This window comes from Streptomyces sp. Ag109_O5-1, from assembly GCF_003814875.1.
Classification (GTDB): domain Bacteria; phylum Actinomycetota; class Actinomycetes; order Streptomycetales; family Streptomycetaceae; genus Streptomyces; species Streptomyces sasae.
The window spans coordinates 2,847,048-2,873,375 of record NZ_RKQF01000001.1 but is presented as its reverse complement, the minus strand read 5'-3'; the positions used below and the strand labels follow the sequence as shown (position 1 = coordinate 2,873,375).

Sequence of the window (26,328 nt, the reverse complement as noted above, 5' to 3'; positions counted from 1 at the left end):
TCGATGTTCCGTATGCGAATGACTCACGACAACCATTGCGGTCCTGGCTGTGCGCATCGCAAGATGTTCCTGAGGCTGCTGGGGATCAGGTGAAAGACGGATAGCCTGATGGTGCGCCTCGCCGCTCCGCCCATGAGTCACAGATCGGGACGCCCTTGACTCTCGACGATCTGTCGCAGGACGACAGAGAGTGGATTTTCACCCAACTCATCTGGCCCTGTTACGAACACGTCGTGTCGCAGGCGGCTCCCGTCGTGGTCTATGTCATGGGGCAGCCCGGGGCCGGGAAATCCGAGAACCGCCACCTGGTGTCGGACGGCCTGGAGAAGGCGACGCGGATCTCGGGCGACGACTTCAAGATCAACGATCCCCGTTATCTGCCGGCCCTGAAGGACAATCCGCGCACCGCCGGCACCCTGGTCCGGTCCGTCTACCAGGAGTGGCAGGCGCGGGTGGTCGCCGGGATACGCGAGATGGCGGGCCATCTCGTGATCGAGATCAGCCCGAGGTTCCCCATCCGGTGTTTCCTCGGGGAGGTCGCCGCTTTCCGTGCCGCGCACTACCGGGTGGAACTCGTGGTGCTCGCCGTACGCGAGGCGGACAGCCGGCAGGGCATCGGGCTGCGCTATGCGCGGGTGCTCCGCAAGAATCCGACGCATGCCCGGTTCACCGAGACCGCCGGGCACGATGCGTGCTTCGAGGCGCTCCCCGAGGTCGTGGCGGCGGTTGAGCGGGAGTCGGCGGTGCACGCACTCCGGGTGGTACGACGCGACGGTACGGTGCTCCACCGCAGCGAGCGCGGCGACGCGGGGCGGCCGGCGGGCGGGGCCGTCGCGACCATGGAGGGCGAGTGGCGGCGGCCTTACAGCACCGAGGAGGCGGCGCGTTTCGTCGCGAACCAGGGACTGCTGCACCGGCAGCTGCCCCAGTACGCCGAGGAGTGGCGCGAGATCGCCGGACTGGCCGCACCGCTGATCACATCGGTCAACTGAGTTCCGGATTCCGGCGGGTCAGCTCCCGGAACAGAGCGCTGTAGTCCTGTGCCATGCGGTCGGCCTGCTCAGGGGTGGCCTCGTCGAGGTATTTCCGTTCGGCCAGGCACTTCTGGCGTTCCGTCAACAGCTCGCCCAGCCGCATGGGGTCGGGCGGCAGGGCGTATCTTTCGAGATGGATCGCCCTGTTGTACCAGGCGATGACCAGTCGTACGCATTCCAGGGCCGCCGCATGCCCGAGGGCGTCGGGGTTGTAGGTATCGTTCACGGCCGTGCGCTGCCGGATTTCCGCATCGGACGACAGGGCCGTTCTATGGACGTCCGCTTTCCCGACCTCCGCGGTCCGGCGTTTCCGCAGCGTTCCGAATGCGGCGTTCCACAGATGACGGAACGGCGTGGGACTTCGCTCGGCGTCACTCCCGCCGAACTGCCGGCCCGCATGCCTGGTGGTCGACCACACCGTTTCTCTCCCTGTCCGAAGGTGGGGGAGCCGGGGCATGGAGAGGCCTGTGCTGCGCCCCCGTTCCGTGGTTGCCCAGCTTAGGGGGCATGGATCGCGAGGGACACTCGTAGACCTTCGGGAACACGCGGGATTCTCATGGAATGGCTGATTCCGCAATGGTCACCCTGCGCGCCTTTACCTAACCTTCTGGTATATCCGGGGGGTGTCGTGGGCGGACGGGATCTTCGTGCGCTGTTCGGTTCGAACGATCGGGGAATCCAGGTCGAGGAACACTTCACCAACCGCCAGGAGCAGTGGGCGGCCGTCACCGCCGCCCTTGCCGCGCACGCGCGCGCCCTCGCGGCACCCGGCTTCGACGTGGAGGACCTGGAGGCACCCCGCGACAACGTCCTCGTCTTCCACGGCATCGGAGGCATCGGGAAGTCCACGCTGTCCCGGACGGTCGAGGCCGCCCTCGCACACGCCGAGCACCGGCCCGCCCAGTGGGGCGAGCCCGTCCGGGTGAACGCCCGGGTCCTCCCCGTCCGTATCGACCTCGCCCGTTCGGCGGGCACGGACTTCGAACGGGTGATCCTCACCATCCGTCTCGCCCTCGCCGAACTGGGCCGCCCGCTGCCCGCCTTCGACCTGGCGCTGCGCCGCTACTGGGAGCAGGTCCACCCGGGCGAGCCGCTGGAGGAGTTCCTGCGCCGCGGCGGCCTCGGCCGGCGGTTCGGCAAGGCGGTCCCGGAGCAGATGCAGTCCGCGCTCAACGACGTCGCCCAGGCCCTGCTGCTGCCGGGCACGGTCGGCGCGGTGGTAGGGCAGGTCTCCAGCATCCTGATCCGCGCCCTGCGCGACCACCGGGCCGCCGTACGCGCCCTCGCGGGCTGTGCCCGGCTCGCCGACCTGCTGGAGGCCGAGCCGGACCTGGACGCCCTCTCCTACTACGCGCACCTGCTGGCCTGGGAGATCGCCCGGCTGCCACCGGGCCGGGCGGTGCTGCCGGTGATCCTGCTCGACACGTTCGAGGACGTCGGCGACCGCGTCCACCGCGATCTGGAACGGCTGCTGCAACGGGTCGTCTGGCTGATGCCCAACGCCTTCTTCGTCATCACCGGACGCAGCCGCCTCCAGTGGGCCGAGGAGGCACTGCACGGCCAGCTCGACTGGACCGGCCCCGCCGCCTGGCCGGGCCTCGCCGAGCCCAGCGGACCCGGTCACGGGCCCGCCCGGCAGGTCCTGATCGGGGACTTCTCGCCCGAGGACTGCGACGGCTACCTGGCCCGGCGCCTGACCCGCGACGGCCGCCCGGTCCTCGCACCGGAGATCAGGGCGGTGATGACCGCCCGGTCGCACGGACTGCCGCTCCATCTCGACCTGGCCGTCCAGCGGTTCCTCGCCATCCGCCGTACCGGGCGCGACCCCCGCCCCGCTGACTTCGACGTCGCCTTCCCGGCCCTCATCAGCCGCACCCTCAGCGACCTCACACCGGACGAACGGCATGTGCTGCGCTCGGTCTCGCTCCTCGACAACTTCGACGTCGCCCTGGCCGCCAGCGCCGCCGGGATGACCTACGAGGCGGCCGCCCTGCGTCTGGTCGAGCGGCCGTTCGTCCACACGGATCCGCACGCCGTCTGGCCGTACCATCTGCACGAGGTGATCCGTTCCACCATCCGAACGGCGGACGACCAGGCGGACGACCGCTGGTCGGCTCGGGACTGGCGACGGGCCGCCGAGCGGGCCTTCGAGTCCGTCGGGGAACGCTGGGCGGCGGCTCCCGCGGGGGACCGCGACCGGCTCGTCAACTGTCTGCGCCAGGGACTGCGCCTCGCCCGCGACTTCGGCCTCGGGCTCGGCTGGCTGGCCGACGCGGCCTGGAGCTACGTCGGGGACTCCGTGTGGGAGCCGCTCGCCCCGCCCGCTCCGGCCGGGGGCCCGCCGGCCCCGCTGCGTACGGCGGCCGACGCCCTGGTGGAGACCCTGAGCACGCTCGCCCGCCGTCAGCACGAGCACCGGGAGCGCACCGTGGCCAGGCTCACGGCGGTCGTCGAATCGGGTCTGCTGCCTCCTGAGTTACGGGACATGGCCGTGTACTACCGGGCCAAGGCCGAGCGCGACCTGGGCCGTTCGCAGGACTCGCGCAGCGGTATGCGGGCCGTCGCCGAGGGCGGCGGCCGGCTCGCCCCGGCCGCCCGGCGGGGCCTCGCCCATCTGGCCCGGCTGGCCGGGGACTTCCCGACCGCGCTGAGCGCCGCCGCCACCCTGGGCTGGGCCGGACGGCACCACCGGGTGCTCGGTGACGTCTGGTGGGTGCAGGGCGACATGGCGCGGGCCGCCGCGGCGTACGCGGCGGCGCGGGACGAGGCCGAGCGGCACGCCGTGGCCGGCGAACGCGCCACCGCCCAGACCCAGCGGGCCTTCGTGCTGGCCTTCGCAGACCCGGCGGCCGCCGCGGACGAGTTGGATCTGGCCCAGCAGTTGCTGGCCGGCCTCGATCTGCGTGCCACCCGGCTCACCGCACGTATCGCCGCCCTCGTCCGGGTCGCCGGTACCCCGGGCGCCGAGGTGGCCGACCGCGCCGACGTGCTGCGCGCCGAGGCCGGGGTCGCAGGCATCACCGCCGCCCGGCTCACCCTCGAACTCGCCCTCGGGTTCCACCACGCGGTCCTGGACGAGCGGGTGCAGGCCCAAGCGGCCGTCGCACGGCTGCGGGACCTCAGCCCGGGCCCGGACTACGCCTACTATCCGGACCTGGTGTGCTTCATGGCGGGCCTCGAACCGCCCGCCCCTTCCCACGGCAGGGCGCGGTGGGTGGACGGAGAGGACGTCACCCGGACCCGCTGGCGCACCCTGGCCACGGTCCGGCGCGGCTGACGGCGGCCGGTAGATCACAAACTGAAGAGGATCAGTCAGCCGCCAAAGCGCTGAAACACTTCCGGTCTAGACTCTCCCCGCAACAGCCTGTACCACGGCGACCGTGGTCGAAAACTGGGCACTTTATGCCAAACCCGAAGGGTATTCGGCGTTTTGATACGGATAGATTCAGTCACCAAGCGGTACCCGGACGGTACGGTCGCCGTCGACCGGCTCTCCCTGGAGATACCGGATCGCTCGATCACCGTCTTCGTCGGCCCCTCCGGCTGCGGCAAGACGACGACCCTTCGGATGATCAACCGGATGGTCGAGCCCACCGAGGGCCGCATCCTCCTCGACGGCGCCGACATCCACGCCCAGCCGGTCAACACGCTGCGCCGGTCCATGGGTTACGTCATCCAGAACGCCGGTCTCTTCCAGCACCGCACGATCATCGACAACATCGCCACCGTGCCCAGGCTGCTCGGCTGGAGCAAGCAGAAGGCGCGCTCCAGGGCGGCCGAGCTGATGGAGCGGGTGGGGCTCGACTCGTCCCTCGCCAAGCGCTACCCCTACCAGCTCTCCGGTGGCCAGCAGCAGCGCGTCGGCGTGGCCCGGGCGCTCGCCGCCGACCCGCCGGTGCTTCTGATGGACGAGCCGTTCTCCGCCGTCGACCCCGTGGTCCGCAAGGGCCTCCAGGACGAACTCCTGCGCATTCAAGGCGAGTTGGGCAAGACGATCGTCTTCGTCACCCATGACATCGACGAGGCGATCAAGCTCGGCACGATGGTCGCCGTGATGCGCACCGGCGGTCACCTCGCCCAGTACGCCCCGCCCGCCGAACTGCTCACCGACCCCGCCGACGCCTTCGTCGAGGACTTCCTCGGCGCCGACCGCGGCATCCGGCGGCTCTCCTTCTTCCCGTCCACCGCACTGGAGTTGCAGCGGTCCCCGATCGTCCCGGTCGACGCGGACGCCGCCAAGCTCGGCGCCCGCACCTCCGCCGACGCTCCCTATCTCCTCGTGACGGACCTGGACGGCAGGCCCCTCGGCTGGGGCGAGCCGCGTGCCCTGACCGCCGGTTCGATCGATCCGGCGCAACTGCTCCCGTACGGGCGCCCCTTCGTGCCCGGCAAGGACTCGCTGCGTGCCGCCCTCGACGGCTCGGTGCTCTCGCCGACCGGCTGGGCGGTGGCCGTGGACGGCGAGGGCCGCGCGATCGGTGTCGTATCGCAGCAGGTCATCGGCGCCGCGATCCGCACCGCCCACGCCGAGGGCCGCGACGACGCGAAGGTCGGGGGATGAGCGGCTTCTTCGACATCCCGAGCGACCTCCAGAACACCTACTTCGGACTGATCGGCCTCCACCTCCGCGAGGCCCTCATCCCCGTACTGGCCGGCCTTCTGGTCTCGCTCCCCATCGCCCAGCTCTGCGTGCGCTTCCGCTGGCTCTACCCTCCGGTGCTCGGCGTGACCACGATCCTCTACGCCATCCCGTCCCTGGCCTTCTTCGTGGTCCTCATCGACTACACGGGCCAGACCGAGACGACGGTGATGATCCCGCTCGCGGTCTACAGCCTCGTGGTGCTGGTCCCGGCCATCGTGGACGGCGTCCGCTCGGTCCCGGCGGCGACCCTCGCCGCCGCGACCGCGATGGGCCTCAGCCCCGTACGCCGTTACTTCCAGGTCCAGTTGCCGATCGCCGTCCCCGCCATCATCGCGGGTCTGCGCGTGGCCACCGTCTCCAGCATCTCGCTGGTCAGCGTCGGCATGCTGATCGGCAACCAGGGCGCCCTCGGCAACCTGCTCAACGACGCGAACATCTACCACCGCCCAGAGCTGGCCGTGAACTCGGTCGTGACCACAGCCGTGTTGGCGATCCTGGCCGACGCCCTCCTCGTTCTCGTACGCCGTGTGCTGACGCCCTGGATGCCGAAGGAGAGCACCCGGTGAACGTCCTCAACTTCATCCACGCCTTCTTCAGCGACAGTTCCCACTGGCACGGCTACGACGGCATCCCCACCAGGGTCTGGGAGCACATCCAGTACTCCCTGAAAGCCCTCGCCTACGCGGCTCTCATCGGTCTGCCCATCGGGCTGATCACCGGTCACTACGGCCGCGGCGGCAACACCCTCGCCCTGATCGCCACGGCCGGCCGGGCCCTGCCCAGCTTCGGCCTGCTGGTCCTGATGTTCATCTGGCTCGGCTTCGGCATGCTGCCGGTGATGATCCCGCTGGTGATCCTCGCCGTACCGCCGATCCTGGTCACGACGTACGAGGCAATGCGCTCGGTCGACCCGTCCCCGGTGGACGCGGCGCGGGGCATGGGCATGCCGGAGTCACGCGTCCTCTTCCAGGTGGAACTCCCGGTAGCGCTCCCACTGATCCTCAGCGGCCTGCGCTCGGCGGCCATCCAGATCGTGTCGACGGCGACGATCGCGGCATACGTCAGCCTGGGCGGCCTGGGCCGCTACATCATCGACGGCCTCTACCAGAAGAACTACGAGAAGGTGGTGGGCGGCGCCACGCTGGTGGCGGCCATGGCCCTGGCCACCCTGGGGATCTTCTGGGTGGTACAGAGACTGACGGTCTCCCCCGGAGTACGCGGGGGATAGCGTCCCGTCAGGGGCGCGGGGCTGTATCGATATGCGGCTCCGCCGCGTGGGTGCGACCAGCCTCACGCGGCGGACCGTTCCCCACCCGCCGAACTACCCCCCATTACGCGCCAGCGCCAGTTCCAGCACGACAAGCAGCGCATCCCGCACAGAACCCCGTTCACGCGCGTCGAAGACGACCAGCGGCGTCCCCTCGGCAACGTCCAGCGCCCACCGGACCTCGTCCAGTGTGTGCTCGACCTTCCCGTCGAACGCATTGATCGCGACGGCGAACGGAATCCCCTTGTGCTCGAAGTAGTCGACCGCGGCGTAGCAGTCGTCCAGGCGACGCGTGTCAACGATCACCAGACCGCCGAGCGCCCCTTCGACGATGTCGTCCCACATGAAGCCGAACCGTTCCTGCCCGGGTGTGCCGAACAGGTACAGCTTCAGCGTCGGGTCGATGGTGATGCAGCCGAAGTCCATCGCCACGGTCGTGGTCGTCTTGCGCGGGGTGAGCGAGAGGTCGTCCACCCCCGCCGCGACCTCGGTGATCGAGGCCTCGGTGGTCAGCGGCTCGATCTCCGAGATCGAGCCGACGGCGGTGGTCTTGCCCACGCCGAAACCGCCCGCGATGACCATCTTCACCGGCAGCGGCGGCCGTACGGCCGTACGCCCGGTGCCCCGGGTCAGCGAGTCAGTCGGTGTCACGGAGTACCCCTCGGGAGTCGGGGATGGCCCGCAGGCCATCGATAACCCTGCGCAGGACGGACGAGTCGTGGGTGGCCTCGAAGTCGGGCACGTGCACGGTCAACTGCCCCGCCTCGCGCAGGTCTTCGGCCAGTACCCGGACCACGTTCAGGTGCAGCCGCAGCCGGGCGGCCAGTTCCGCGAGCGACTGCGGAATCCGGCACGCGGCGACGATGTCGTGCTGCTCGAAGGAGAGCCGGTCCAGCACGGCGAGCCCGGCGGTGGTGGCCACCACCTGGGTCTCGACGGGCATCGCCGGGCCGGAGGCGCTGTCCGCCACCCGGCCGGCGGTGACCAGGAACGGCCGTACGGCGGGGGCGGGGCCGACCGGGTCCGGGCCCGGGGGCGGGAAGCCGTCCGCCATGGCTGTGTCTTCCTCTCTCGACCGGCGCCGCCGGTCAGCGCGTCTGCGGGACGCCGACGCTGTTCTTCAGTTCCAGCACGAGCTGCGGGCTGAGAGCCGTACCGGCGCGGTTGGCGAACAGCGTCATCTCGTAGGCGATGTTGCCGAGCTTGGCCTCGTTGTCGGCGACCACGCCGAGCACGGCGCCGTTGCCGATCGCGGAGACGATCACATGGCCGCCCTCCAGGTCGATGATGACCTTGTTGAGGCCGCCCAGGCCGTAGTTGCCGGAGGCGCCGGCAGCCAGGCTGGTGATGCCGGAGACGATCGCGGCCAGCCGTTCGGAGTGGGCGCGCTCACGCAGTTCCGACACGGCGATCAACAGACCGTCGGAGGACACGGCGATCGCGTCGACCACACCGGCGGTCTCGGTCGCGAAGCGGTTCAGCAGCCAGGTGAAGTCGGCTGCGGCCGCCTGCAGGTCGGTCGGCGTGACGCCGCCCGTCGGGGTGTCACCTGTCGACGTGCTCACTGCTCGGCTCCTTCCGGAAGGTGGTTCTGGTCCTGCGGGGGGTGCAGGGAGTCGATGCGCGGCCGAGGCCGCTCGTGGCTTCCGGTGTCGCTGTCGCGCCTGGCACGCTCCACCGCTGCCTCGAACTCGTCCAGCGCGTCCCGCTCGGCCTCGGCGTCGCGGGTGCGAGGCGCCTGGGAAAGGGCCTGGGCGGCGCCGACGGTGGTGCGAAGGGTCGCGCCGCGTACCCGGCGCCGCAGCGGGCGGGTCCCGTCGGCGGAGTCGGAGTCCAGGGGACCGGCCGGGGGTTCGCCGGAGCGGGCGGCCGGGATCAGCGCGGCCGTCTCCTCGGTCGGATCCTCGGTCTCGACGGCCGGATCGCGGCGCGGCAGCCTGCGTGGGAGCGGACCGTCGGGCTCGTCGGCGGGCTGCACCGAGGTGGCCCAGGTCGGCCCGGTCCGCCCGGCCTGCTCGGCCTTCTCGGCGGGCGCTGCCAGCGCCGCCACTGCCGTCGGCTCCACGGCGAGCGGGGTGCCGGCGGTGTCGGCCACCGCGCTCATCGTCAGCAACAGCCGGGTGGGCAGCGTCACTTCGACGGTCACGCCGCCGCCCGGGGTCCGGGTCAGCTCGACGCCGATCTCCCACCGCCGGGCCAGCGCACCCACCACGAACAGACCGAGCACCTTGGTCGGCACCAGGTCGAGGCGCTCACGGCGGATCAGCCGGGCGTTCTCCTCGGCCAGCCGCTCCGCGCTCATGCCCAGACCGTGGTCGGTGACAACGATGTGCGCACCCGCGTCGCTGGACCGCACGGTCACCTCGACGGGGCTGCCCGCCGGCGAGAACGACACCGCGTTCTCGAGGAGTTCGGCCACCATCAGGGTGAGGTCGCCGATGATGTCCGGCTCGATCATGGCGTCCGTGCCGGCGTACAGCCGTACCCGCTGGTAGCCCTCGATCTGGCCGAGCGCGGCCCGGACCACGTTGGACACCGGCGTCGGGCCGGCGGCCAGCACGGTCTCGCGGATGCCGGCCAGCAGCATCAGGCTGTCGGCGTTGCGGCGCAGGCGGACGGCGATGTGGTCGATGGAGTAGAGGCGTTCCAGGAGCGCCGGGTCGGTCTCGGCCCGCTCCACCGCGTCGATGAAGGCGAGCTGACGGGTAGTCAGGTTGCTGACGCGGCGGCCGACGTTGCCGAACATCTCGGCGGTGTTGCGACGGCTGAGCACCTGGCGTTCCAGGAGCGCCGCGGCCGTGGTCTGCACCTGGTTGAACGCCTCGGCGAGGTCGCCGATCTCGTCGCGGGCGGTGACCGGCATCTCCCGCAGCCGGGGCGGGCTGTCGTCCTCGGTGTCGTCGTCGGCGACCCGGGCGAGTTCGCGGCCCGCCACCTCGGCGACCTCGTGCGCGACCCCGGTCATGGCCTGCACCGGGCGGATCACGGAGCGGCGCACCAGCACCGAGAGGGCGATCCACAGGACGAAGCCGAGCAGCGCACCGCTGAGCAGCAGGATCGCCCGCGACTCGGCGGCCCGGTCGGCGGCGTCGGCCTGGTCGGAGATCTGGCCGATCAGCGAGGTGGTGATCTGCAGCCGGTCGGCGGCCTGCTGAGGGTAGTCGGGGTAGTCGGACAGCGCGTCCTTGACCGCCTGCCGGATCTCGTCCTTGCTGCCGGCCTCCAGCTTGCCGGGGTCGACCTGCAACTCGGCGTAGGACGTCTCGATGTCGACCTGCGCCGTGGTGTGCTCGATCCCTTCCAGCTCCTGCGCCTGTGCCTCGGTCGCGAACCGCGCGAAGCGGGCGGCCTGGTGCTGGTAGAGGTCGTAGGCGCCGACCGCGTTGGTGAACTCGATCAGCGCGTTGGTGTCCCCGGTGCTGGCCGCGAGCACGTTGGTCTCGAAGGCGCCGTGGGCCGCGTCCGCGCGCAGCAGCGAGTCCAGCAGGCTGCCGATGAAGGTGGAGGCGAGGTTGGAGTTGCGGTCCAGGCCGAGGCCGTCGATCAGGTCGTTGGCAGCGTTGGCGTACGCCGGGTCGATGTTGTCGGCCGGCAGATAGGACTGCTCGACGGACTCTCGCAGGCTGGACAGGCCCTCGATCTGCCGCAGGGCGGCCGCCTCGGTGTCCGGCAGTCGGTCGCCGAATGCGTCACGCACCGCCTGGGCCTGCGAGTTCACCACTTCCTGCGCCGCGCGGTAGGCCTGCTGTGAGGGCTTGGAGTACCCGGACTCGTACCGCGCGGACAACAGGATCGCCTGCTGGTGCTCCTGCTCCACCTTGTCCACCAGCCGCGCCACCTGCGTGCTGTCCCGGACCATCTGCGCCGCGGACTCGGCGCTGCTGGACTGCTGCAACAGGTCGGTGAAGACATACGCCAGCAGTACGGCGATGACGGCGAGCGGCACACCGACCAGCAGGTTGAGCTTGCGCCGGAAGGGCCAACGGTCGGCGAATGCCCGTATCCCGCCCCGTGCGGGGGCGGACCGGACGGGCGCGTCCACCTGGTTCGTGGACACCGGGCCTCCTTCATGAGGGTGTCTGGTCTGGGGGGCGTCTTCACCCCTAGCTGTTGCGGAACGACACCGAGTAGCGGGCCCCGTGCACCGCTGTGACCGATATCAACTGCGGTGAGACTACAGCGTTCTTGAAGCGCGATTCCGCTCGGTGTTTATCAAGAATCCGTTACAAAAAGACCCTGCAGAGTCCACAACTGGCCACGGATCGAAGCCAATCGGTGACCCGGCGACACTTGACTGACCAAGAACGGGCTGGATTGGATCGTCGGGACTGGTTTGCAACACCCCCACCCTTCCCTCAGCTCCCGGAACGGCAACCGTGACTTCCAACACCCTTCCCAGCAGGTCAATCCGGACATACCGAGGCGTGACGGCCGTCGCGCTCGCCGCGACGACGGCCCTGCTGGCGGGCTGTTCCTCATCCTCCGACAACAGCAAGTCCGATCCGCTGTCGGGCGGCAAGGCGAGCGGCGACACCGTCGTCGTCGGCTCCAACAACTTCGCCGAGAGCAACCTGATCGCCGACATCTACGGCGAAGCACTCAAGGCCAAGGGGATCAAGGTCACTTACAAGCCGAACATCGGCAGCCGCGAGACCACCTACGGGCTGCTCAAGAACGGCACGATCTCGGTCCTGCCGGAGTACAACGGCGCCCTGCTCGCCTACCTCGACCCCAAGGCCACCCCGAAGAGCGTCGAGGAGACCACCAAGGCCGTCGAGGCCAAGCTCGACTCCAAGCTGACGCTGCTCGACCCGGCGGCCGCGCAGGACAAGGACACGGTGACGGTCAACGCGGCGACCGCGGCCAAGTACAAGCTCACCGAGAAGTCCTCCATCGCCGACCTCAAGAGCATCGCCAAGGACCTGGCCATCGGCGCCTCGCCGGAGTTCCAGACCCGCCAGCAGGGCCTGGTCGGCCTCAAGTCCGTGTACGGCCTGGACTTCAAGTCCTTCAAGGCGCTGGACGCGGGCGGCGCGCTCACCGAGGCCGCGCTGACGAAGAACGCGGTGCAGGCCGCCGACATCTTCAGCACGGACCCGACCATCACCAAGGAGAAGTTCGTCGTCCTCCAGGACCCGGAGAACCTCTTCGGCTTCGAGAACGTCCAGCCCCTGGTCTACAAGAGCGCCCTGAACCAGACGGCCACCGACGCCCTCAACGCCGTCTCCGCCAAGCTGGACACGGCGGCCCTGCTGGACCTGGACACCCAGGTGCAGTCGGGCAACAAGGACCCGCTGGACGTCGCCCAGGCCTGGCTGAAGAAGGTCGGCCTCAGCAGCTGACCGGCGTCTGGCTCCCCTTCTCCCTTGGACAGCGCCACCGACGTACCGAGACAGGTGCCCCCGCACTCCTCGGTCGTACTCGACGGCAACGGCCTCGGCCTGACCGGACTCGTCCGGCTCGCCGACGCTGTTGCCGACCCGGTCGTACCGCCCGAGGCGCTCGACCGGGTCCGTCGCGCCCATGAGACCGCCAACGACATCGCCTCACAGGGGCATTGGTACGGCCGCGGCACGGGCGTCGGCGCCCACCGCTCCGTCACCGTCGACCCGTCCGACGCGGCCGGCCACACTCTGCGCCTGCTGCGCAGCCACGCCGGCGGTGCCGGCCCCCTGCTCCCGCCCCGCCAGGCCCGCGCGTTGATGGCGGTCCGGGCCAACCAGCTCCTCGCCGCCGGCTCCGGCATCCATCCGTCCTTCGTCACGGCGCTCGCCGAAGCCCTCCGCCTCGGTGTGCACCCCGCGGTCAACGCGTACGGCGGTGTGGGCACCGGCGATCTGACGGCCCTGGCCCAGACCGGACTGACCCTGATCGGCGAACGCCCCTGGCTCACGGCGTCCCCCGACGCCGAACTGCCCACCCCCGTTGCCCTCCGCCCCGGCGACTCGCTGGCGTTGCTGAGCAGCAACGCCCTGGTACTGGGCCGGGCCGCACTGGCCTGCCACGACCTGGACGTCCTCCTGCGGGCGACGCACGCGGTGGCCGCACTCTCCCTGGCCGCCGTCTCCGGATCCCCCGAGGCCTACGCAGCCGAGGTGCACGCCCTGCGCCCGTACCCCGGCCCGGCCCGGGTGGCGGCGGAGATACGACGCCTGCTCGCGATCCCCGACCGGCCCCTCACCACCGGCCGCCGCATCCAGGACCCCTACGGCTTCCGTGCCTTCCCGCAGGTCCACGGGGCAACCCTCGAAGCGGCCGACGCCCTGCGCCACATCATCGAGACGGAGATCAACTGCCCCACGGAGAACCCCGTGCTGGCCCCCGACGGCAACGTCTACCACCACGGCGGCTTCTTCGCGGCACCGCTCGCACTGGCCCTGGACGGCCTCGACCTCGCCGTCCTCCAGACCGCCCAGCTCTCCGTGGCCCGCCTCCAGGCCCTGAGCCGCGCCGACCTCACGGGCCTCCCGCCCTTCCTGACCGCGGGCCCAGCGAGCAGCTCGGGCACGATGATCCTGGAGTACACGGCCAACTCGGCTCTGGCCGAGATCCGTTCGAGCGCAACCCCGGCATCGGCCGGCCACACCGTCCTCTCCCACGGCCTGGAGGAAGCGGCAAGCTTCGCGGGCCAGGCGGCAAGCCAGACGGAACGGGCGACCGAGGCGTACGGCGTGGTCCTGGCGTGCGAACTGGTGGTGGCGGTACGGGCGTTGAGACTGGCACCGGTGCGGCCGAGGATCCCGGCTTTCGAGGCGGCGGCGGCCGCGCTGCCGACGGACATGGAGGACCGGGCCTTGACGGGGGACGTGGCGACGGCGGTGGAGTTGCTGCCACTCCTGGCCGACCTGTGAACAGCGCCCCGCAAGGGGCGCGGGGCTCTATCGATATGCGGCTCCGCCGCGTGGGCGCGACCAGCCCCCACTCACCCGCAGCCACCACTCAACGCGTGTGATTCCGTCACACACACCGTGGTCGATCGGGCTCGCGGTGTCGTCCTGGCTGTCGGGCCGGCGCGGTGCCCGGCGCCGCATGATGCCGTACGGCCTGGTCCTGAAGCCGTTGCGCCCCCAGGAGGCCGGCTCGGCGGCGGGAGCGCTGAACGCCGTACAGCAACTGGGGGCGACACTGGGCGTGGCCGTCCTGGGCAGTACCTACCCGGACGGCCGACGGATGTGAGACGTCCTCGTCCCGGTGGCGCCGGTCAGAGGTCGAACTCGTGCGGCGGCAGGTCCAGCGTGTAGCACGCCTCGCGCACCACGGCCTGCTCCGTCTTGTCGAAGTCGCCGTCCGCGCCGCCGATCACGATGCCGATCTGGATGACGGCACGCGCCTCGGCCGGCTTCTTCTTCGCCTTGGCGATCTCCTGGAGCACGCTCACCTTGCCGAAGGCGAAATCGGTGGTCAGTTTGTTCAGGTTCTCCTCGAAACGGCGGCGCAGGTCGTCCGCCGGGAAGTTCTGCAACACCTCGTTGGTGGCGATGAGCTGGGCGACCCGCTGCCGCTCCGCCGGGTCGATGCTGCCGTCGGCGGCCGCCACGAGCGCGCACATCGCCATGCTCGCGTCGCGGAACGCACCGCTCTTCAGGTCGTTCTTCTTTGCCACGAGCTGGGTCTGCATCTGCGTCGCGGAATCCTTGATGCGGTCCCACAGGGCCATGCGAACTCCTCGATCTCATCTGTGCTTGCCAGAAAACAACTTCTACAACAACGTAGAAACTGATGCGGCGGCCGATAAGTTCCCGCGCCCTAGACTGGTGCCTTCGATCGGGACGGGTCCCTCGGACGTGGGGACAGGAGGAGTACGACGGTGGCGACAGGGCCCGGCAGCGGCTACGAGGACCCCTCCGTGGACGTACTCACGGAAGCGGCCGCGTCCTTCGGACTGCTCGCCTCGCCCGCCCGGCTGCATATTGTCTGGGCCCTGGCTCAGGGCGAGAGCGATGTCACCGGCCTCGCCGAGCGGGTCGGCGGCGCGCTGCCCGCCGTCAGCCAGCACCTCACCAAGCTCAAACTCGCCGGCCTCGTCCGCTCCCGCCGGGAGGGCCGCCGCCAGGTGTACCTGGTGGACGACCCGGACGTCGTCGACGTCGTACGACTTCTCGTCGACCGCCTCGCCGCCCGTACCACCGGCGCCGAGCTTCCGGCCCCCCGCCGGCTCCGTGGCCTCTGAGCGGGGGGCCGCCACCTCGCTGCAGGTGCTGCGCCGGCTGGACACGGGACCGCGCGGGCTGACCGAGTCCGAGGCCGCGGCCCGGCTCGCCGACGCCGGCGAGAACACCGCGCCCCACCCGCACAACGCCTCCTGGCCGCGTCGCTGTGCCCGCGCCCTGCGCGACCCCTTCACCGCCGTCCTTCTCGCCCTGGGCCTGGTCTCCGCCCTCGTCGCCTCCTGGGGCACGGCTGTCGTGATCCTCGCCCTGGTCGCGGTCAGCTGCGGGCTGCGCGCCGCCGGTGAACACCGCGCCGACCGCTCGCTGGCGGCCCTGCGCGAACTGGTCGCCGGCACCGCCACCGTGCTGCGCCGCGGCCAGGAGGACGCGGAGCCGCAGGCCCGTGAGGTCCCGGTCGGCGAGCTGGTCCCGGGCGATGTCGTACGGCTGGGCCCCGGCGACCTGGTCCCGGCCGACGTACGACTCCTGCGCGCCCGTGGGCTGACCGTGCACCAGGCCGTGCTCACCGGTGAGTCGGCGCCCGTGGCCAAGGCAGCCGTCGATGTTCCCGAGGTTTCCGAAGTTCCCGAACCCGCGGACCGCGGCCCCTTCGACGAGCCGTACCTCTGCTTCCAGGGCAGCGGGGTGGCCTCGGGCAGTGCCACGGCGGTCGTGGTGGCGACGGGGGAGCGGACCCGGTTCGCCGCCGTACAGGGCGAGTCGGGCGGGCGGCGGGAGGCGAGTGCCTTCGACCGGTCCGTGCACGGCATCTCCTGGGTGCTCATCCGGTTCATGCTGCTCACCCCGCCGCTGGTCCTGATGTCCAACGCCGCCCTGCGCGGCCGCGGCCTGGAGACGCTGCCGTTCGCGGTCGCGGTCGCCGTCGGGCTCACCCCCGAGATGCTCCCGGTGATCGTCACCACCTGCCTGGCACGGGGCGCCGCCCTGCTGGCTCGCGCCCACCGGGTCGTCGTACGACGGCTGCCCGCGCTGCACGACCTGGGCGCGGCCGATGTGCTCTGCCTCGACAAGACCGGCACCCTCACCCAGGACCGCCCCGTCGTCGAACGCGCGCTCGGACCCGACGGCGAGGACGATCCCGAGGTGCTGCGCTGGGCAGCCGTCGGCGCCTGGTGGACCCTCCAGCTCGCCGAACTGCCCGCTCCCGACGCCCTCGACGAGGCCCTGCTCGCGGCGGCCGGGCCGGTGGGGGAGGAGTACGACGGCGTCGGCGCCGTTCCCTTCGACCCCGAGCGGCGCACCGCGACCGCCGTCGTCACCGGCACGGCCCTCGGCACCCATGCACTGGTCACCAAGGGCGCAGCCGAGGACGTACTCGACCGCTGCGACCTGGACCCCGCCGAACGCGAGCGCCTGCTCGCCCTCGCCGCCCGCGAGGCCGACGCCGGCCTGCGCGTCCTCGCCGTCGCCACCGCCGAACGCCCCGCCCGCACCCGCCCCTACACCGCCGCCGACGAGCACGGCCTCACCTTCCGAGGTCTGCTCACCTTCCGCGACGCCCTCGCTCCCGGCGCCGCCGAGGCGCTGCGCGGCCTGACCGACCTCGGCATCACCGTCCGGATCCTGACCGGCGACCACCCGGCCACGGCCGCACGGGCCTGCCGCGATCTGGGGTTGGGGACCGTCGAGGTGGAGACGGCGGCGGACGTGCTGCGGCGGGGGGTGGAAGAGGCGGCGGGTGCGGGTGCCGGTGCGGGCGCTGGTGCCGGGCGGGCCGACGCCAGGTGGGCCGGTGCCGGGTTGGGCGGTGCCGGGCGGGCCGGAAGCGTGTCGGGGTTGGAGGGCGCCGGGCCGGAGGGCGTCGGCCCGGTCCAGGTGCCCACCGTCGTCGCCCGGTGCACTCCCGAGGACAAGGCCCGGATCGTCGCCGGGCTGCGTGCCGCCGGGCACACCGTCGGGTTCCTCGGTGACGGGGTCAACGACATTCCCGCGTTGCGCGCGGCCGACGTGGGCATCGCCCCCCGCACCGCCGTGGACCTCGCCCGTGAGACCGCCGACGTCGTGCTCGCCGAGAAGGACCTCGGCGCGATCGGGCACGCCGTCACGGCCGGCCGGCGCAGCAGCGCCAACATCGCCACCTATCTCCGCGTCACGCTCTCCTCCAACCTCGGCAACATCCTCGCGATGCTCTCCGCCGGCCTGCTCCTGCCCTTTCTGCCGATGCTGCCGGCCCAGGTGCTCACCCAGAACCTCTGCTTCGACGCCGCCCAACTCGCCTTCGCCCACGACCGCCCCGGCCCGGCGGCACTGCGCCGCCCGACCGTGCTGCGGCCACGCGCCTTCCTGCGATTCATCACCGGCTTCGGCGTACTCAACGCGATCGCCGACCTCGCGACCTTCGGCGTCCTCGCCCTGGCGCTGCACGGCCCGGACGCCCTGAACGACGAGGCCGTCTTCCACTCGGCCTGGTTCACCGAGAACCTTCTCACCCAGGCCCTGGTGATGTTCCTGCTGCGCGGCGGCACCCGCCCAGGCCCCATCGGCCGGGCCGCCACCGCACTTGCCGCCGTCGGCCTGCTGCTCCCGCCCAGCCCGCTGGGCGCGGCCCTGGGCATGACCGGGCTGCCGCCCGCCTGTCATCTGCTGCTTGCCGCCGTCCTGGGGCTGTACACCCTGGCGCTGCGGGCGCTGCGGGCACGACACGGCCGCCGTCAGCGCTGACAGCCGTGGCCCAGTGTTCAGGCACCGTTTCCCACCCGGGTTGTACAGTCGCGCAAGTACCGGACAACGTGAGAAACGGAGGGGGGCGGTCATGCTCCGCAACGGACTCGAACCCTGGCACCTGCTGATCGTCGCGCTCGTCCTCATCGTGCTCTTCGGTTCCCGGAAGCTGCCCGACACCGCCCGGGCCCTGGGCAGGTCGCTGCGCGTCCTCAAGAGCGAGGCGAAGGCCATGAAGTCCGACAAGGCGCCCGGGGCGCCGGTGGAGCCGACGTCGGTACAGATGGCGGGGGAGCCGACCGCGACCCCGGTGCAGCCGCAGCCCAGGCCGGCCGCCGAGCCGACGGCCACCGCCGGCTGACACCGGGCGCCGGACAGCTCCTAGTCCTCGTCCCCCTCGAAGAAGTCCCCGATCTCGTCGACCACCTCGGCTGCCACCATCCCGCCGACCACGCCCAGCGCCAGGCCGGCCGCACCCGCGGCGACCGCCGTGCCCAGGCCCGGACCGGAGTCGTGCTGGTCGTCATGGTGTCCGCCGTGGCCGTGACCGTAGGTCGCATGGGCGCCGTAGGCCTCGCGGTGGGCGATCAGCTGGTGGATCCAGCCGTCGACCTCGGCGCTCCAGTCGAGGGCGTGGGCGTCCTCGTGGCGCACCGTGAAGCGGGTCAGCGTGTCATGCCCGGAGGAGGACGGGCCGCCGCGCTTGTCCGCCTCCAGGACGACCTCCAGGCCGGCGGGGGAGGCGAGGAAAGTCAGCTCGATCTCGCCGACCGCGGGTGCGTACTGCGGCGCCGGGGTCAGCTCGACCTCCTGGTAGAACGGCAGCTGCTGACCCGTGCCGCCGATCCGGCCGTACTCCAGATCCGCCGAGCGGAAGCCGAAGCCCAGCCGGCCCAGGGCTTCGAGGATCGCCTCCTGGACCGGCAGCGGTGCGACGGTGAGCGGGTCCAGGTCGCCCTTGTCCCGGGCGCCGGCCACCCCGACCTCCGTGCGTACACCGAGCACGATGCCCAGCGGCTGGCCGTAAAGTTCGGTGACCGGCGTCTCCCACGGCAGCGGCACACTGAACGGGACCTCCCGCTCTTCCTCCGCCCCGAGCCGGAACCCGCCGCCCAGGGTGAACCGCTCGAAGACGACCGCGCCTTCGCTCTCCCCCTCCTCGTGCTCCGCCTCCACACGCGCGAGCAGTTCCAGGCCGATGTGCTCGACCTCCACCGCAGCCGAGCCGCCCGTCAACCGCACCCGCCCCGACACCGACCCGCCGGGCACCACCGGACCGCCGTCCAGCACCGTGTCCACCGAGGGCCCACCGATCCCGATCGCCCCCAGCAGCCGTTTGAACACCATGAAGCCGCCGCTCCTTCGCCGCACTCATCACTCACACCCGGACGGCACCACGCCACCCGACTGCCCGATGAACTCACCACAACGGCAAAGAAGTTCCCAAGTCACCTGTTCGACGTACCCGCGCCCGGCGCCGTGCAGGCCCCCGCACATACAGAAGAGGCGGACCGAATCACATCGGTCCGCCTCATCCGTGGCCTCAGACTGCTTCCGCACCGTCCCCGATGCCCTGCGCGCTTACCCGCGCGGCCTTGCGGCGTTGCCGGCGGCTCACGCGGGGCTCCTGGTCCGGCAGCCAGCCGAAGATCATGCAGCTGCCGACGGCCCCGAGGGCGAGGCCGATGAAGAAACCGCCCAGGTTGGAGGTGACCCAGGAGCCCAGCGAGCAGAGGACGCCGAGGATGGAGTAGAAGAGGCGCTGCGAAGGGCTGAAGAGGGTCAGCAGGCCGCACACCACCATGACCACCGGCAGCAGATAGCCCACCAGACCCGTCATACCGATATGGATGACGACCTTCAGCGAGGCCTTCTCCGTGAGCAGGATCCACGTGCCGCCCAGGGTCAGCAGCAGCCCGCCCACGAACGGCCGACGGGCCCGCCAACCGCGGAAGGCGGGCCGCCACCCCTCATGTGGAGTGTCTGTGCCGGACATCAGCAACCCGAGCTGCTGAAGCTCAGTTTCAGGCCGGGAAGCTTGAACACACCGGCGGTGGTGGCGTAGTTGGTCTGCCGCAGGTTGTCGATGTGCACGGTGTCGGCCTGCTGGCTGAAGACGCCCAGAGGTCCCTTGACCCCGGCCTTGGTGAGGGTGCTCGCGTCGTTGCCGATCTCGATGTTGTTGAAGGACGCGTCGCCCGTCAGCTCGGTCGAGTCGGTGGTCAGGTCGGTCGCCTGCACCTTCGACGAGCCGCTGCCCGCCTTGATGAGCAGGTTGGTGCCGCCGAGGTCGACGCTCTGGCACAGGCTGTCCAGGGTCGCGTTCTTGATCGCGGAGGTGACGACCAGCACCTGACCGCCGGTGTCACCGGCGTTCGGGCTGTTGTCGGCCATGGAGTCGAGCGCGCCGAACTGCTCGAAGCCGGTGCCGTCGAGCGACTTGGCGGTGACCGTGAAGGGCATGCCGGAGATGGAGAACGACACCCCCAGCGCCCCCTGGGCGGTCAGGATCGCGAGGCCGGCGAGGCCCAGCGTGGCCGGCACGGCCATGACGGCGGCCCGGCGGGCCCGGACCCGTCCTCGTCTCTGCTGCCCCCCGGTGGTTCCGGTGGTCTCTGATGTGTCGGAAAGAGAACCGCTTCCCGGGTTCTCTGGCGTGTTGTCGGCGGACGGAACGTCCGGGGACGAGGCCATGTCTGCTCCCATGCATTAGTCACGCGGGTTGGGCTTCAGTGGCCCGTTGTCCTGGCGCGGACAGCGGCTGCCGCGCACGCCTCCTCACAACTCCCGGCGGACGCAAGGGCTTTCTCGTTACGCAGCAGTAGCCACGCCGAAAGTTACCGGCGGTTACTTTTCAGGGTCAAGACAGTTGTGAAAAAAGGGTGTTGAATATGCGTCAGTTGTGTTCCGACCTTGTATTCCCTTGATCGGTTTCCCAACTCCCTTGATCAGCCTTGACGTTGACGGTTGATCAGGTCTACAACTCTCCCTGGTTTCATTCGGATCCGTGGCGCCGGATCCGCCGAGCGGCATCGGCCGCTTCCCGGCCTCCTCGATGTCCGCTCGGCATCAACGGCGGCGGCACGGTCGCTTCCCCCCAGGGGCCGTGCCCGATCGCCCTCAACCGGCCCGGCCGGAGGCCTAACCCCCCCAGGCTTTCGGCCGGTGACCGGCTCGGCTGCCGTTGCCGGTCCGTCACGTACGGAGAAGGCGTCACGGGCCGGCAACGGCTGGCGTCGTATACGCGCCCCCCGAAGCCCCCCACCTCACGCAAGTCCCCCAAAGAAAGAGGCAATCCCGCATGCGTACGCGATCCATTCTCACCATCGCCGGAACCGTCGCCGCCCTCTCGCTCGCGGTCGCCGTTCCCGCCTCCGCCGACGGTGCCGTGCTCACCACGGGCAGCGCCGGCGGCACCGCCGTCGCGGTCGGTGACACCCTCACCGCGTCGCTGGCCAGCGGCACCACCGCCACCCTCTACTCCAGCGCCACCAGCACCAGCGGCATCTCCTGCTCGGCCTCGACGTTCACCGCGTCGGTCACCGACAACCCGGCCGCATCCGGCACCGCCACCGAGTCGGTCACCGGGCAGACCTTCGGCAGCTGCACCAGCAACGTGACCGGCGTGACCGGCGTCTCCAGCATCACGGTCAACAACCTGCCGTACACCAACGCGGTCGCCTCGGGCGGTGCGCTCACGGTCACCCCGGCGAGCGGCTCGACCATCCAGACCACGGTCAAGCTGACCACCCTGCTGGGCAGCATCACCTGTGTCTACCAGGCCCCCAGCCTGACCGGCACGACCGACAACAGCGACAACAGCGTCAACTTCAGCAACCAGGCGTTCACGAAGAGCTCCGGCTCCATCCTCTGCCCGTCCGCGGGCTACTTCACCGCGAAGTACGCCCCGGTCACCGACAGCGGCGCCTCCGTCTTCGTCAACTAACCTTGTTACAAAGGCCGTTAGCGTCGACGCAGACGCAACGCGAGGGCGGCGCCCCCGGTGAGTACCAGCACCGCGGCGGCGCCGCCCGCCATCAGTGGCGCCGACGGGCCCGAACCGGAGCTCGTGTCGGAGGCCACGGGAGTGCTGTCGGCGGCGGTTCCGGTCGTTGGGGCGACCGGGGTCGCCGCCGCCGTCTGCCGCGCCGGGGAGCCGGTGCTCCCCGCGGTGCCGGGAGCGGCACTTGTCCGCGGCGTGGAGCTCGCCGTCGACGCGCCCGCCTCACCCGCGTCCTTCGAGCTCGTCCCCGCGTCCTTCTTCGCCGTGAACACCACGTCGGAACACGAGTAGTAGGTGTCCGGCGTGCTGCTGTTCTGCCAGATCGTGTACAGCATCTGACGGCCCGTCCGGCCGGCGGGCAGCGTCGCGCCGAAGTGGTACGCCCCGTTCGTCAGCGGTGGGTCCTTGACCTCGGCGAACGGCTGCGTGGGCAGATCGGACCACTTCAGCGGCTTCGACGGGTCGTAGCCCGGCTTCGTCAGATACAGCTTGAACGTGCCGGCGTGCGCGATCGTCGAGGCGTACGTCATCGTCATCCGTGCGCCGGGGGTCAGTTCGGTCGCGGGCCAGTCCGTGCGCGCCAGGTCGAGCCCCTTGTACGCCGGCAGGTTGCCGCTGCACAGCTTGCCGTCCGGAATCACCTGCCGGTCACGTCCGTCGACACCCGCCACCCGCAGGTTGTCCCACTCGACGAAGTTCTGCCCGCTCGCCGCGATCGCCGCCTTGCAGGCCGCCGTCCCGGCGCTGCCGCCACTGGGGGAGCAGGCGTACACCCGGCTGACGGGATCCGTGGGCGCGCCGTGCGCCTGGGCGGACCCCGCCGCCCACGACAGGAGCAGAAGCGGAGCCGCCACGGCGGTTCCCGTGACTCTCAGGTGGACGGTCGTCCGGGTCATCCGGGACTCCTCGGCAGGCGCGGGTACAAGGTCTGCTGAGGTGAGTACGGGAATCGGGCGCGCACTGTTCAGTGCGGTTGATCACAGCGCCGGGCGATGTGTGGTGCGCCGACCGACTCGTCCGTTTTACGGACTTCCCGAGCGCCATTGAGAACCAACCGTCCGGATCGTATCGTGGCGATCACCGATGTGCGCCCGGTCGCCCGCACCGCTTCCGGAAACCGGCACGAACACGAAGGAGGAGCGCGTTCTGGTCTCGTCCGTTTGTGCAGTGTGCACGCCGATCGCGAGGCGGTGCGCGCGACTTGCGTCTGTCCGTCACCGGGTCCGCACAGTCGCCTCCCGCTGCCGCACGGTGAGCTATCGTGTGCACGGGGTAAAAAACAAACCGCATGTCCCGTCGGTTTGAAAGCCGTGAAGCCGTGAAGGAGCGTTGGGTCGATGGCGAGGCAGTTACGCGCGGAGCAGACCCGCGCCACCATCATCACGGCCGCCGCGGACCTTTTCGACCGGCACGGCTATGAATCCACCAGCCTGAGCGAGATCGTCGAACACGCGAAGGTCACCAAGGGGGCGCTCTACTTCCACTTCGCCGCCAAGGAGGATCTCGCGCACGCCATCATGGAGCTCCAGTCCCGCACCTCCAGCCAGTTGGTGAGGGAGATGGAGAGCAGGGGCTACTCCTCGCTGGAGGCCCTGATGCGCACCACGTTCGCCATCGCCCGGCTCGCCGTCGACGGCCCGATCCCGCGCGCCGGCCTGCGGCTCGCCACCGCGGACGTCACCGTGCGGGCGCCGCTCAGGCATCCGTTCACGGAATGGCTGGAGTTCGCCACGCGCAAACTCATGGGCGCGGTCAAGGAGTCCGACGTGCACCCGGACATCGACATCGGCGCGGTCGCCCACTCCCTGGTCTGCTTCTTCGTGGGCACCCGGGTCGCCGGCCGCAACCTGGAACCGGTGGCACGACTGCCGCGCAGGGTCGCCGAAATGTGGTACCTGATGATCCGCGGCCTGGTCCCGGTGCACCGGCGCGCCCGGTACATGACCCTCGCCACGCAGTTGGAGCGCGAGATCAGAACGGCGTGACCGGCGCCGTGGATCGGCGGAGCCGGACACCCCGCGCGATAGCGTGGCGACCATGCCCGACTCCGCCGCCGCACCCGTGATCCTCGGCACCACCGGCCCGTTCCCGCACAGCGTGCTGGCCGAACGGCACCCCGCGATCATCCGCCAGGTGCGGGACGCCTTCCCCTACGGCCCCGAGCAGCACCACGCCCTCGACGAGTTGCTGCACAACTGCACCGAGGGCGTGATCGAACCCCTCCCGGCCCCCGACCGGTGGCACGACTGGGGCCTGGACACCTACGTCGGACAGTCCTGGTTCGACGTGCCGTGGCTGTGGTCCGAGAGCTACTTCTACCGCAGACTCCTCGACGCCGTCGGCTACTTCGGCCCCGGTCCCTGGCAGGGCGTCGACCCCTTCCGCCCGTTCAAGCTCGCCGAACTCGACGCCAAGGAGACCGACGAGGAACTCGCCGCCCTCGACGCCCTCGGCGACGACCCGGACCGGTCCCTGCTGCACGGCTCCCTCTGGGGCAACCGCGCCGACCTGGGCTTCCGCCTCTCCGCCGCCGATTCGGGCGAGGCCGTCGCCGCGCTCGTCGCCGACGACAGCGCCGCCCTGTGGCCCCTGCTCGACGGCGGCACGCTCTGCCTCGTCGCCGACAACGCCGGCCGCGAACTCGTCCCCGACCTGCTGCTGATCGCCCACCTCCTGGACACGGGGCGCATCGCACGCGCGGTCCTGCACATCAAGCCGTATCCGTACTACGTCTCCGACGCCACCACCGCCGATGTCGTCGACGCACTGCGCCGGCTCACCGCGGCCCCGGGCGCCGCCGCCCGCCACGGCCGTACCCTCTGGTCCGCGATGGCGGACGGCCGCCTCACCGTGCGGGCCCACCCCTTCTCCTGCGCCCCGCTGCCGTACGCCGAGATGCCCGGCGACCTGCGCGCCGAGTTCGCCGCCGCCGCGCTGACGGTCTTCAAGGGCGACCTCAACTACCGCCGTCTGGTGGGCGATCGCCTCTGGTCGCCGACCACGCCCTTCGCCGATGTCACCGCATGGTTCCCCGGCCCGGTGGCCGCCCTGCGCACCCTCAAGTCCGACGTCGTCACCGGCCTGTCCGCGGACACCGAGGCGGCCCTGGACGCGGCGGAGGGGCAACGCTGGCGCACAGCCGGCACCCACGCCCTCATCCAGGTCAACCCACGGCCGTCGGTAGCGACTTGAGCCCGTTGATGAAGTTCGAGACGAGCCGTCTGGCGGGTCCGGCGGGTCGTAGCGAGGGCGGTGCCTCGGTGTAGAGGGTGCGCAGCTGGAGCCTGGCGAAGTGGGCGCCCAGACAGACATGCGGCCCGTCCCCGAAGGACATGTGCGGGTTCGGCGTGCGGGCGAGGTCGAGCCGGTCGGGTTCGGCGAAGGCCCGCTCGTCACGGTTGGCCGAGGCATGCAGGACGACCACCTTGTCGCCCTTCCCGATGCGCTGCCCGCCCAGCTCGGTGTCCCGCGCGGCGGTGCGGCGGAAGGTCAGCACCGGGGGATGCCAGCGCAGCAACTCGTCGACAGCGGTGTCCGCTCGTACCTTCCCGGCGCGCAACAGGTCGTAGGCCCCGGGATGTTCGGCCAGCGCCAGCAGTCCACCGGGGGCGGCCGAACGTACAGTGTCGTTACCGGCGACGGTGAGCAGGAAGAAGAACATCTCCAGCTCTCCGTCGGCGAGTTCCCCGTCCCGGGCGAGGGCCGTCATGACGTCGTCCGCCGGGTTCCGGCGTTTGTACGCGGCCAGTTCCCGGGCGTACCCGAACATGTCCCGCAGCATCGCCGGGGAGCGGGGATCGACCGGCCGGCCCTGCTCGTCGACCGTCCGGGGACCGGCCTCGTCCGGGTCCTGGTAGCCGATCACCCGCTGTGTCCAGTGCAGCAGCAGGCCGCGGTCGCCGTCCGGGACACCCAGCAGGTCGGCGAGGTTGAGCAGGGCGTACTCGTCGGTGACGGCGGCGACCAGGTCGACCGTGCCGTCACCCTCCCGGGCCGTCTCCAGCGCCCGGTCGAACAGTGTCCGCGCCCGCTGCCGTACCACCGCCTCGAACCGCTCGATCCGCCCCGGCGTGAAGGCCCGGCTCACCGTCCGCCGCAACCGTCCGTGTTCCGGCGGATCCTGATTGAGCATCATGCGCCGGATGAACGGCAGATCCGCCGGGTCCGGATCCCGGATCTGGGTCGCGCCCAGGCACGAGGAGTACGTCCCCGGGTCCTTGAGCACCCGCACCACATCCGCGTGGCGTGCCACCGCCCAGAACCCCGGACCGGCCGGCCAGCCCAGTACCTCCGGCTCCCGCTGCCAGGACACGGGGTGGTGGTCGCGCAGGACGCGGTAGTCGGCGTACGGCACGGTGGCGGCGTACCGGCGCGGATCGAAGACGTCGGGCACGGGCGGCGCGGCGCCGCTGCCGGCGGAGGCGGTCATGGGACCACGGTGGCCCCGGTGAAATGCAAAGGCAAGGAACAGCTGCGCAAGTGGGTCGGCACTGACGCTGGTTGAGCACGGAGGCGCGGGAGGAAGCGGGGCCGTCGAGCGCCACAGGAGC

The 26,328-nt window shown here is 70.9% G+C and carries 25 protein-coding genes; 14 read left to right on the top strand and 11 right to left on the bottom strand.

Annotation, left to right across the window (positions count from 1 at the left end; translation table 11 throughout):
- Nucleotides 1-233 precede the first annotated feature (233 nt).
- The gene (locus EDD90_RS12865) at nt 234-992 is read left to right on the top strand and encodes a zeta toxin family protein (protein WP_123973146.1); all 759 of its coding nucleotides are present in this window, start codon (nt 234-236) and stop codon (nt 990-992) included.
- On the opposite strand, the gene EDD90_RS12860 is transcribed toward EDD90_RS12865, so the two are convergent.
- Entirely contained in the window at nt 985-1,260 is a 276-nt protein-coding gene (locus EDD90_RS12860; protein WP_123973145.1) for a hypothetical protein, read from the bottom strand. The genes EDD90_RS12865 and EDD90_RS12860 overlap by 8 nt on opposite strands.
- 402 nt (nt 1,261-1,662) lie before the next feature.
- Here EDD90_RS12860 and EDD90_RS12855 point away from each other — a divergent pair, with 402 nt between their 5' ends.
- From EDD90_RS12855 to EDD90_RS12840, 4 genes are all read left to right on the top strand, one after another.
- Nucleotides 1,663-4,311 carry an ATP/GTP-binding protein gene (locus EDD90_RS12855; RefSeq protein ID WP_123973144.1) on the top strand — a complete coding sequence of 883 codons (2,649 nt, stop codon included), beginning with the start codon at nt 1,663-1,665 and terminating at the stop codon, nt 4,309-4,311.
- Between the two features lie 153 nt (nt 4,312-4,464).
- Nucleotides 4,465-5,595: an ABC transporter ATP-binding protein gene (locus tag EDD90_RS12850; RefSeq protein WP_185149062.1), complete on the top strand. Its 1,131-nt coding sequence runs from the start codon at nt 4,465-4,467 to the stop codon at nt 5,593-5,595.
- Complete coding sequence (locus EDD90_RS12845; RefSeq protein ID WP_123973143.1) at nt 5,592-6,242, top strand: ABC transporter permease; 651 nt, start codon at nt 5,592-5,594, stop codon at nt 6,240-6,242. Before EDD90_RS12850 ends, EDD90_RS12845 begins: the two co-directional genes overlap by 4 nt.
- Complete coding sequence (locus EDD90_RS12840; protein WP_123973142.1) at nt 6,239-6,904, top strand: ABC transporter permease; 666 nt, start codon at nt 6,239-6,241, stop codon at nt 6,902-6,904. The genes EDD90_RS12845 and EDD90_RS12840 overlap by 4 nt, the downstream gene beginning before the upstream one ends.
- A 93-nt stretch (nt 6,905-6,997) precedes the next feature.
- Here the strand turns inward: EDD90_RS12840 and EDD90_RS12835 are convergent, their stop codons facing one another.
- From EDD90_RS12835 to EDD90_RS12820, 4 genes are read right to left on the bottom strand one after another with little or no spacing between them, the layout of a single operon-like run.
- Complete coding sequence (locus EDD90_RS12835; RefSeq protein ID WP_123973141.1) at nt 6,998-7,594, bottom strand: ATP/GTP-binding protein; 597 nt, start codon at nt 7,592-7,594, stop codon at nt 6,998-7,000.
- Complete coding sequence (locus EDD90_RS12830) at nt 7,581-7,997, bottom strand: DUF742 domain-containing protein (protein WP_123973140.1); 417 nt, start codon at nt 7,995-7,997, stop codon at nt 7,581-7,583. The genes EDD90_RS12835 and EDD90_RS12830 overlap by 14 nt, the downstream gene beginning before the upstream one ends.
- 34 nt (nt 7,998-8,031) lie before the next feature.
- Nucleotides 8,032-8,508, bottom strand: coding sequence for a roadblock/LC7 domain-containing protein (locus tag EDD90_RS12825; protein ID WP_123973139.1), 477 nt, complete (start codon nt 8,506-8,508; stop codon nt 8,032-8,034).
- Entirely contained in the window at nt 8,505-11,000 is a 2,496-nt protein-coding gene (locus EDD90_RS12820) for a sensor histidine kinase (protein ID WP_123973138.1), read from the bottom strand. Before EDD90_RS12820 ends, EDD90_RS12825 begins: the two co-directional genes overlap by 4 nt.
- 319 nt (nt 11,001-11,319) lie before the next feature.
- On the opposite strand from EDD90_RS12820, the gene EDD90_RS12815 reads away from it, so the two are divergent.
- The 3 genes from EDD90_RS12815 to EDD90_RS12805 all read left to right on the top strand — a co-directional run bounded on the left by EDD90_RS12815 (nt 11,320) and on the right by EDD90_RS12805 (nt 14,119).
- Nucleotides 11,320-12,285, top strand: coding sequence for an ABC transporter substrate-binding protein (locus EDD90_RS12815; RefSeq protein ID WP_123973137.1), 966 nt, complete (start codon nt 11,320-11,322; stop codon nt 12,283-12,285).
- A gap of 24 nt (nt 12,286-12,309) precedes the next feature.
- On the top strand, nt 12,310-13,794 hold the full coding sequence (locus EDD90_RS12810; RefSeq protein WP_123973136.1) for an aromatic amino acid lyase: 1,485 nt from the start codon (nt 12,310-12,312) through the stop codon (nt 13,792-13,794).
- Between the two features lie 97 nt (nt 13,795-13,891).
- Complete coding sequence (locus tag EDD90_RS12805) at nt 13,892-14,119, top strand: hypothetical protein (protein ID WP_185149061.1); 228 nt, start codon at nt 13,892-13,894, stop codon at nt 14,117-14,119.
- A 25-nt stretch (nt 14,120-14,144) separates the two neighbouring features.
- On the opposite strand, the gene EDD90_RS12800 is transcribed toward EDD90_RS12805, so the two are convergent.
- Complete coding sequence (locus EDD90_RS12800; protein ID WP_123973135.1) at nt 14,145-14,600, bottom strand: tellurite resistance TerB family protein; 456 nt, start codon at nt 14,598-14,600, stop codon at nt 14,145-14,147.
- A gap of 150 nt (nt 14,601-14,750) precedes the next feature.
- On the opposite strand from EDD90_RS12800, the gene EDD90_RS12795 reads away from it, so the two are divergent.
- From EDD90_RS12795 to tatA, 3 genes are all read left to right on the top strand, one after another.
- The gene (locus EDD90_RS12795; protein ID WP_123973134.1) at nt 14,751-15,113 is read left to right on the top strand and encodes a metalloregulator ArsR/SmtB family transcription factor; all 363 of its coding nucleotides are present in this window, start codon (nt 14,751-14,753) and stop codon (nt 15,111-15,113) included.
- The gene (locus EDD90_RS12790; protein ID WP_123973133.1) at nt 15,103-17,775 is read left to right on the top strand and encodes an HAD-IC family P-type ATPase; all 2,673 of its coding nucleotides are present in this window, start codon (nt 15,103-15,105) and stop codon (nt 17,773-17,775) included. Before EDD90_RS12795 ends, EDD90_RS12790 begins: the two co-directional genes overlap by 11 nt.
- Before the next feature lie 91 nt (nt 17,776-17,866).
- Entirely contained in the window at nt 17,867-18,136 is a 270-nt protein-coding gene (tatA, locus tag EDD90_RS12785; RefSeq protein WP_123973132.1) for a Sec-independent protein translocase subunit TatA, read from the top strand.
- Nucleotides 18,137-18,156: 20 nt separating this feature from the next.
- Here the strand turns inward: tatA and EDD90_RS12780 are convergent, their stop codons facing one another.
- From EDD90_RS12780 to EDD90_RS12770, 3 genes are all read right to left on the bottom strand, one after another.
- Nucleotides 18,157-19,122, bottom strand: a complete 966-nt coding sequence (locus EDD90_RS12780) for a sporulation protein (protein ID WP_123973131.1) — start codon at nt 19,120-19,122, stop codon at nt 18,157-18,159.
- 196 nt (nt 19,123-19,318) lie between these two features.
- On the bottom strand, nt 19,319-19,771 hold the full coding sequence (locus tag EDD90_RS12775) for a DUF6114 domain-containing protein (RefSeq protein ID WP_185149060.1): 453 nt from the start codon (nt 19,769-19,771) through the stop codon (nt 19,319-19,321).
- Nucleotides 19,771-20,469 carry a DUF6230 family protein gene (locus tag EDD90_RS12770; RefSeq protein WP_123973129.1) on the bottom strand — a complete coding sequence of 233 codons (699 nt, stop codon included), beginning with the start codon at nt 20,467-20,469 and terminating at the stop codon, nt 19,771-19,773. The genes EDD90_RS12775 and EDD90_RS12770 overlap by 1 nt, the downstream gene beginning before the upstream one ends.
- Before the next feature lie 607 nt (nt 20,470-21,076).
- On the opposite strand from EDD90_RS12770, the gene EDD90_RS12765 reads away from it, so the two are divergent.
- Nucleotides 21,077-21,721 (top strand): Tat pathway signal sequence domain protein, encoded by a 645-nt coding sequence (locus EDD90_RS12765; RefSeq protein WP_123973128.1) that lies wholly within the window; start codon nt 21,077-21,079, stop codon nt 21,719-21,721.
- A 17-nt stretch (nt 21,722-21,738) separates the two neighbouring features.
- Here the strand turns inward: EDD90_RS12765 and EDD90_RS12760 are convergent, their stop codons facing one another.
- Nucleotides 21,739-22,674 carry a lytic polysaccharide monooxygenase gene (locus tag EDD90_RS12760; protein ID WP_123973127.1) on the bottom strand — a complete coding sequence of 312 codons (936 nt, stop codon included), beginning with the start codon at nt 22,672-22,674 and terminating at the stop codon, nt 21,739-21,741.
- Nucleotides 22,675-23,115: 441 nt separating this feature from the next.
- Here EDD90_RS12760 and EDD90_RS12755 point away from each other — a divergent pair, with 441 nt between their 5' ends.
- Together EDD90_RS12755 and EDD90_RS12750 are read left to right on the top strand one after the other, a co-directional pair.
- Nucleotides 23,116-23,763, top strand: a complete 648-nt coding sequence (locus EDD90_RS12755; RefSeq protein ID WP_123973126.1) for a ScbR family autoregulator-binding transcription factor — start codon at nt 23,116-23,118, stop codon at nt 23,761-23,763.
- A gap of 52 nt (nt 23,764-23,815) precedes the next feature.
- A complete protein-coding gene (locus tag EDD90_RS12750; protein ID WP_123973125.1) occupies nt 23,816-24,970 on the top strand; it encodes a damage-control phosphatase ARMT1 family protein in 1,155 nt (384 codons plus the stop codon).
- On the opposite strand, the gene EDD90_RS12745 is transcribed toward EDD90_RS12750, so the two are convergent.
- On the bottom strand, nt 24,942-26,207 hold the full coding sequence (locus EDD90_RS12745) for a cytochrome P450 (RefSeq protein ID WP_123973124.1): 1,266 nt from the start codon (nt 26,205-26,207) through the stop codon (nt 24,942-24,944). The two genes, EDD90_RS12750 and EDD90_RS12745, sit on opposite strands and share 29 nt — an antisense overlap.
- Nucleotides 26,208-26,328 lie beyond the last annotated feature (121 nt).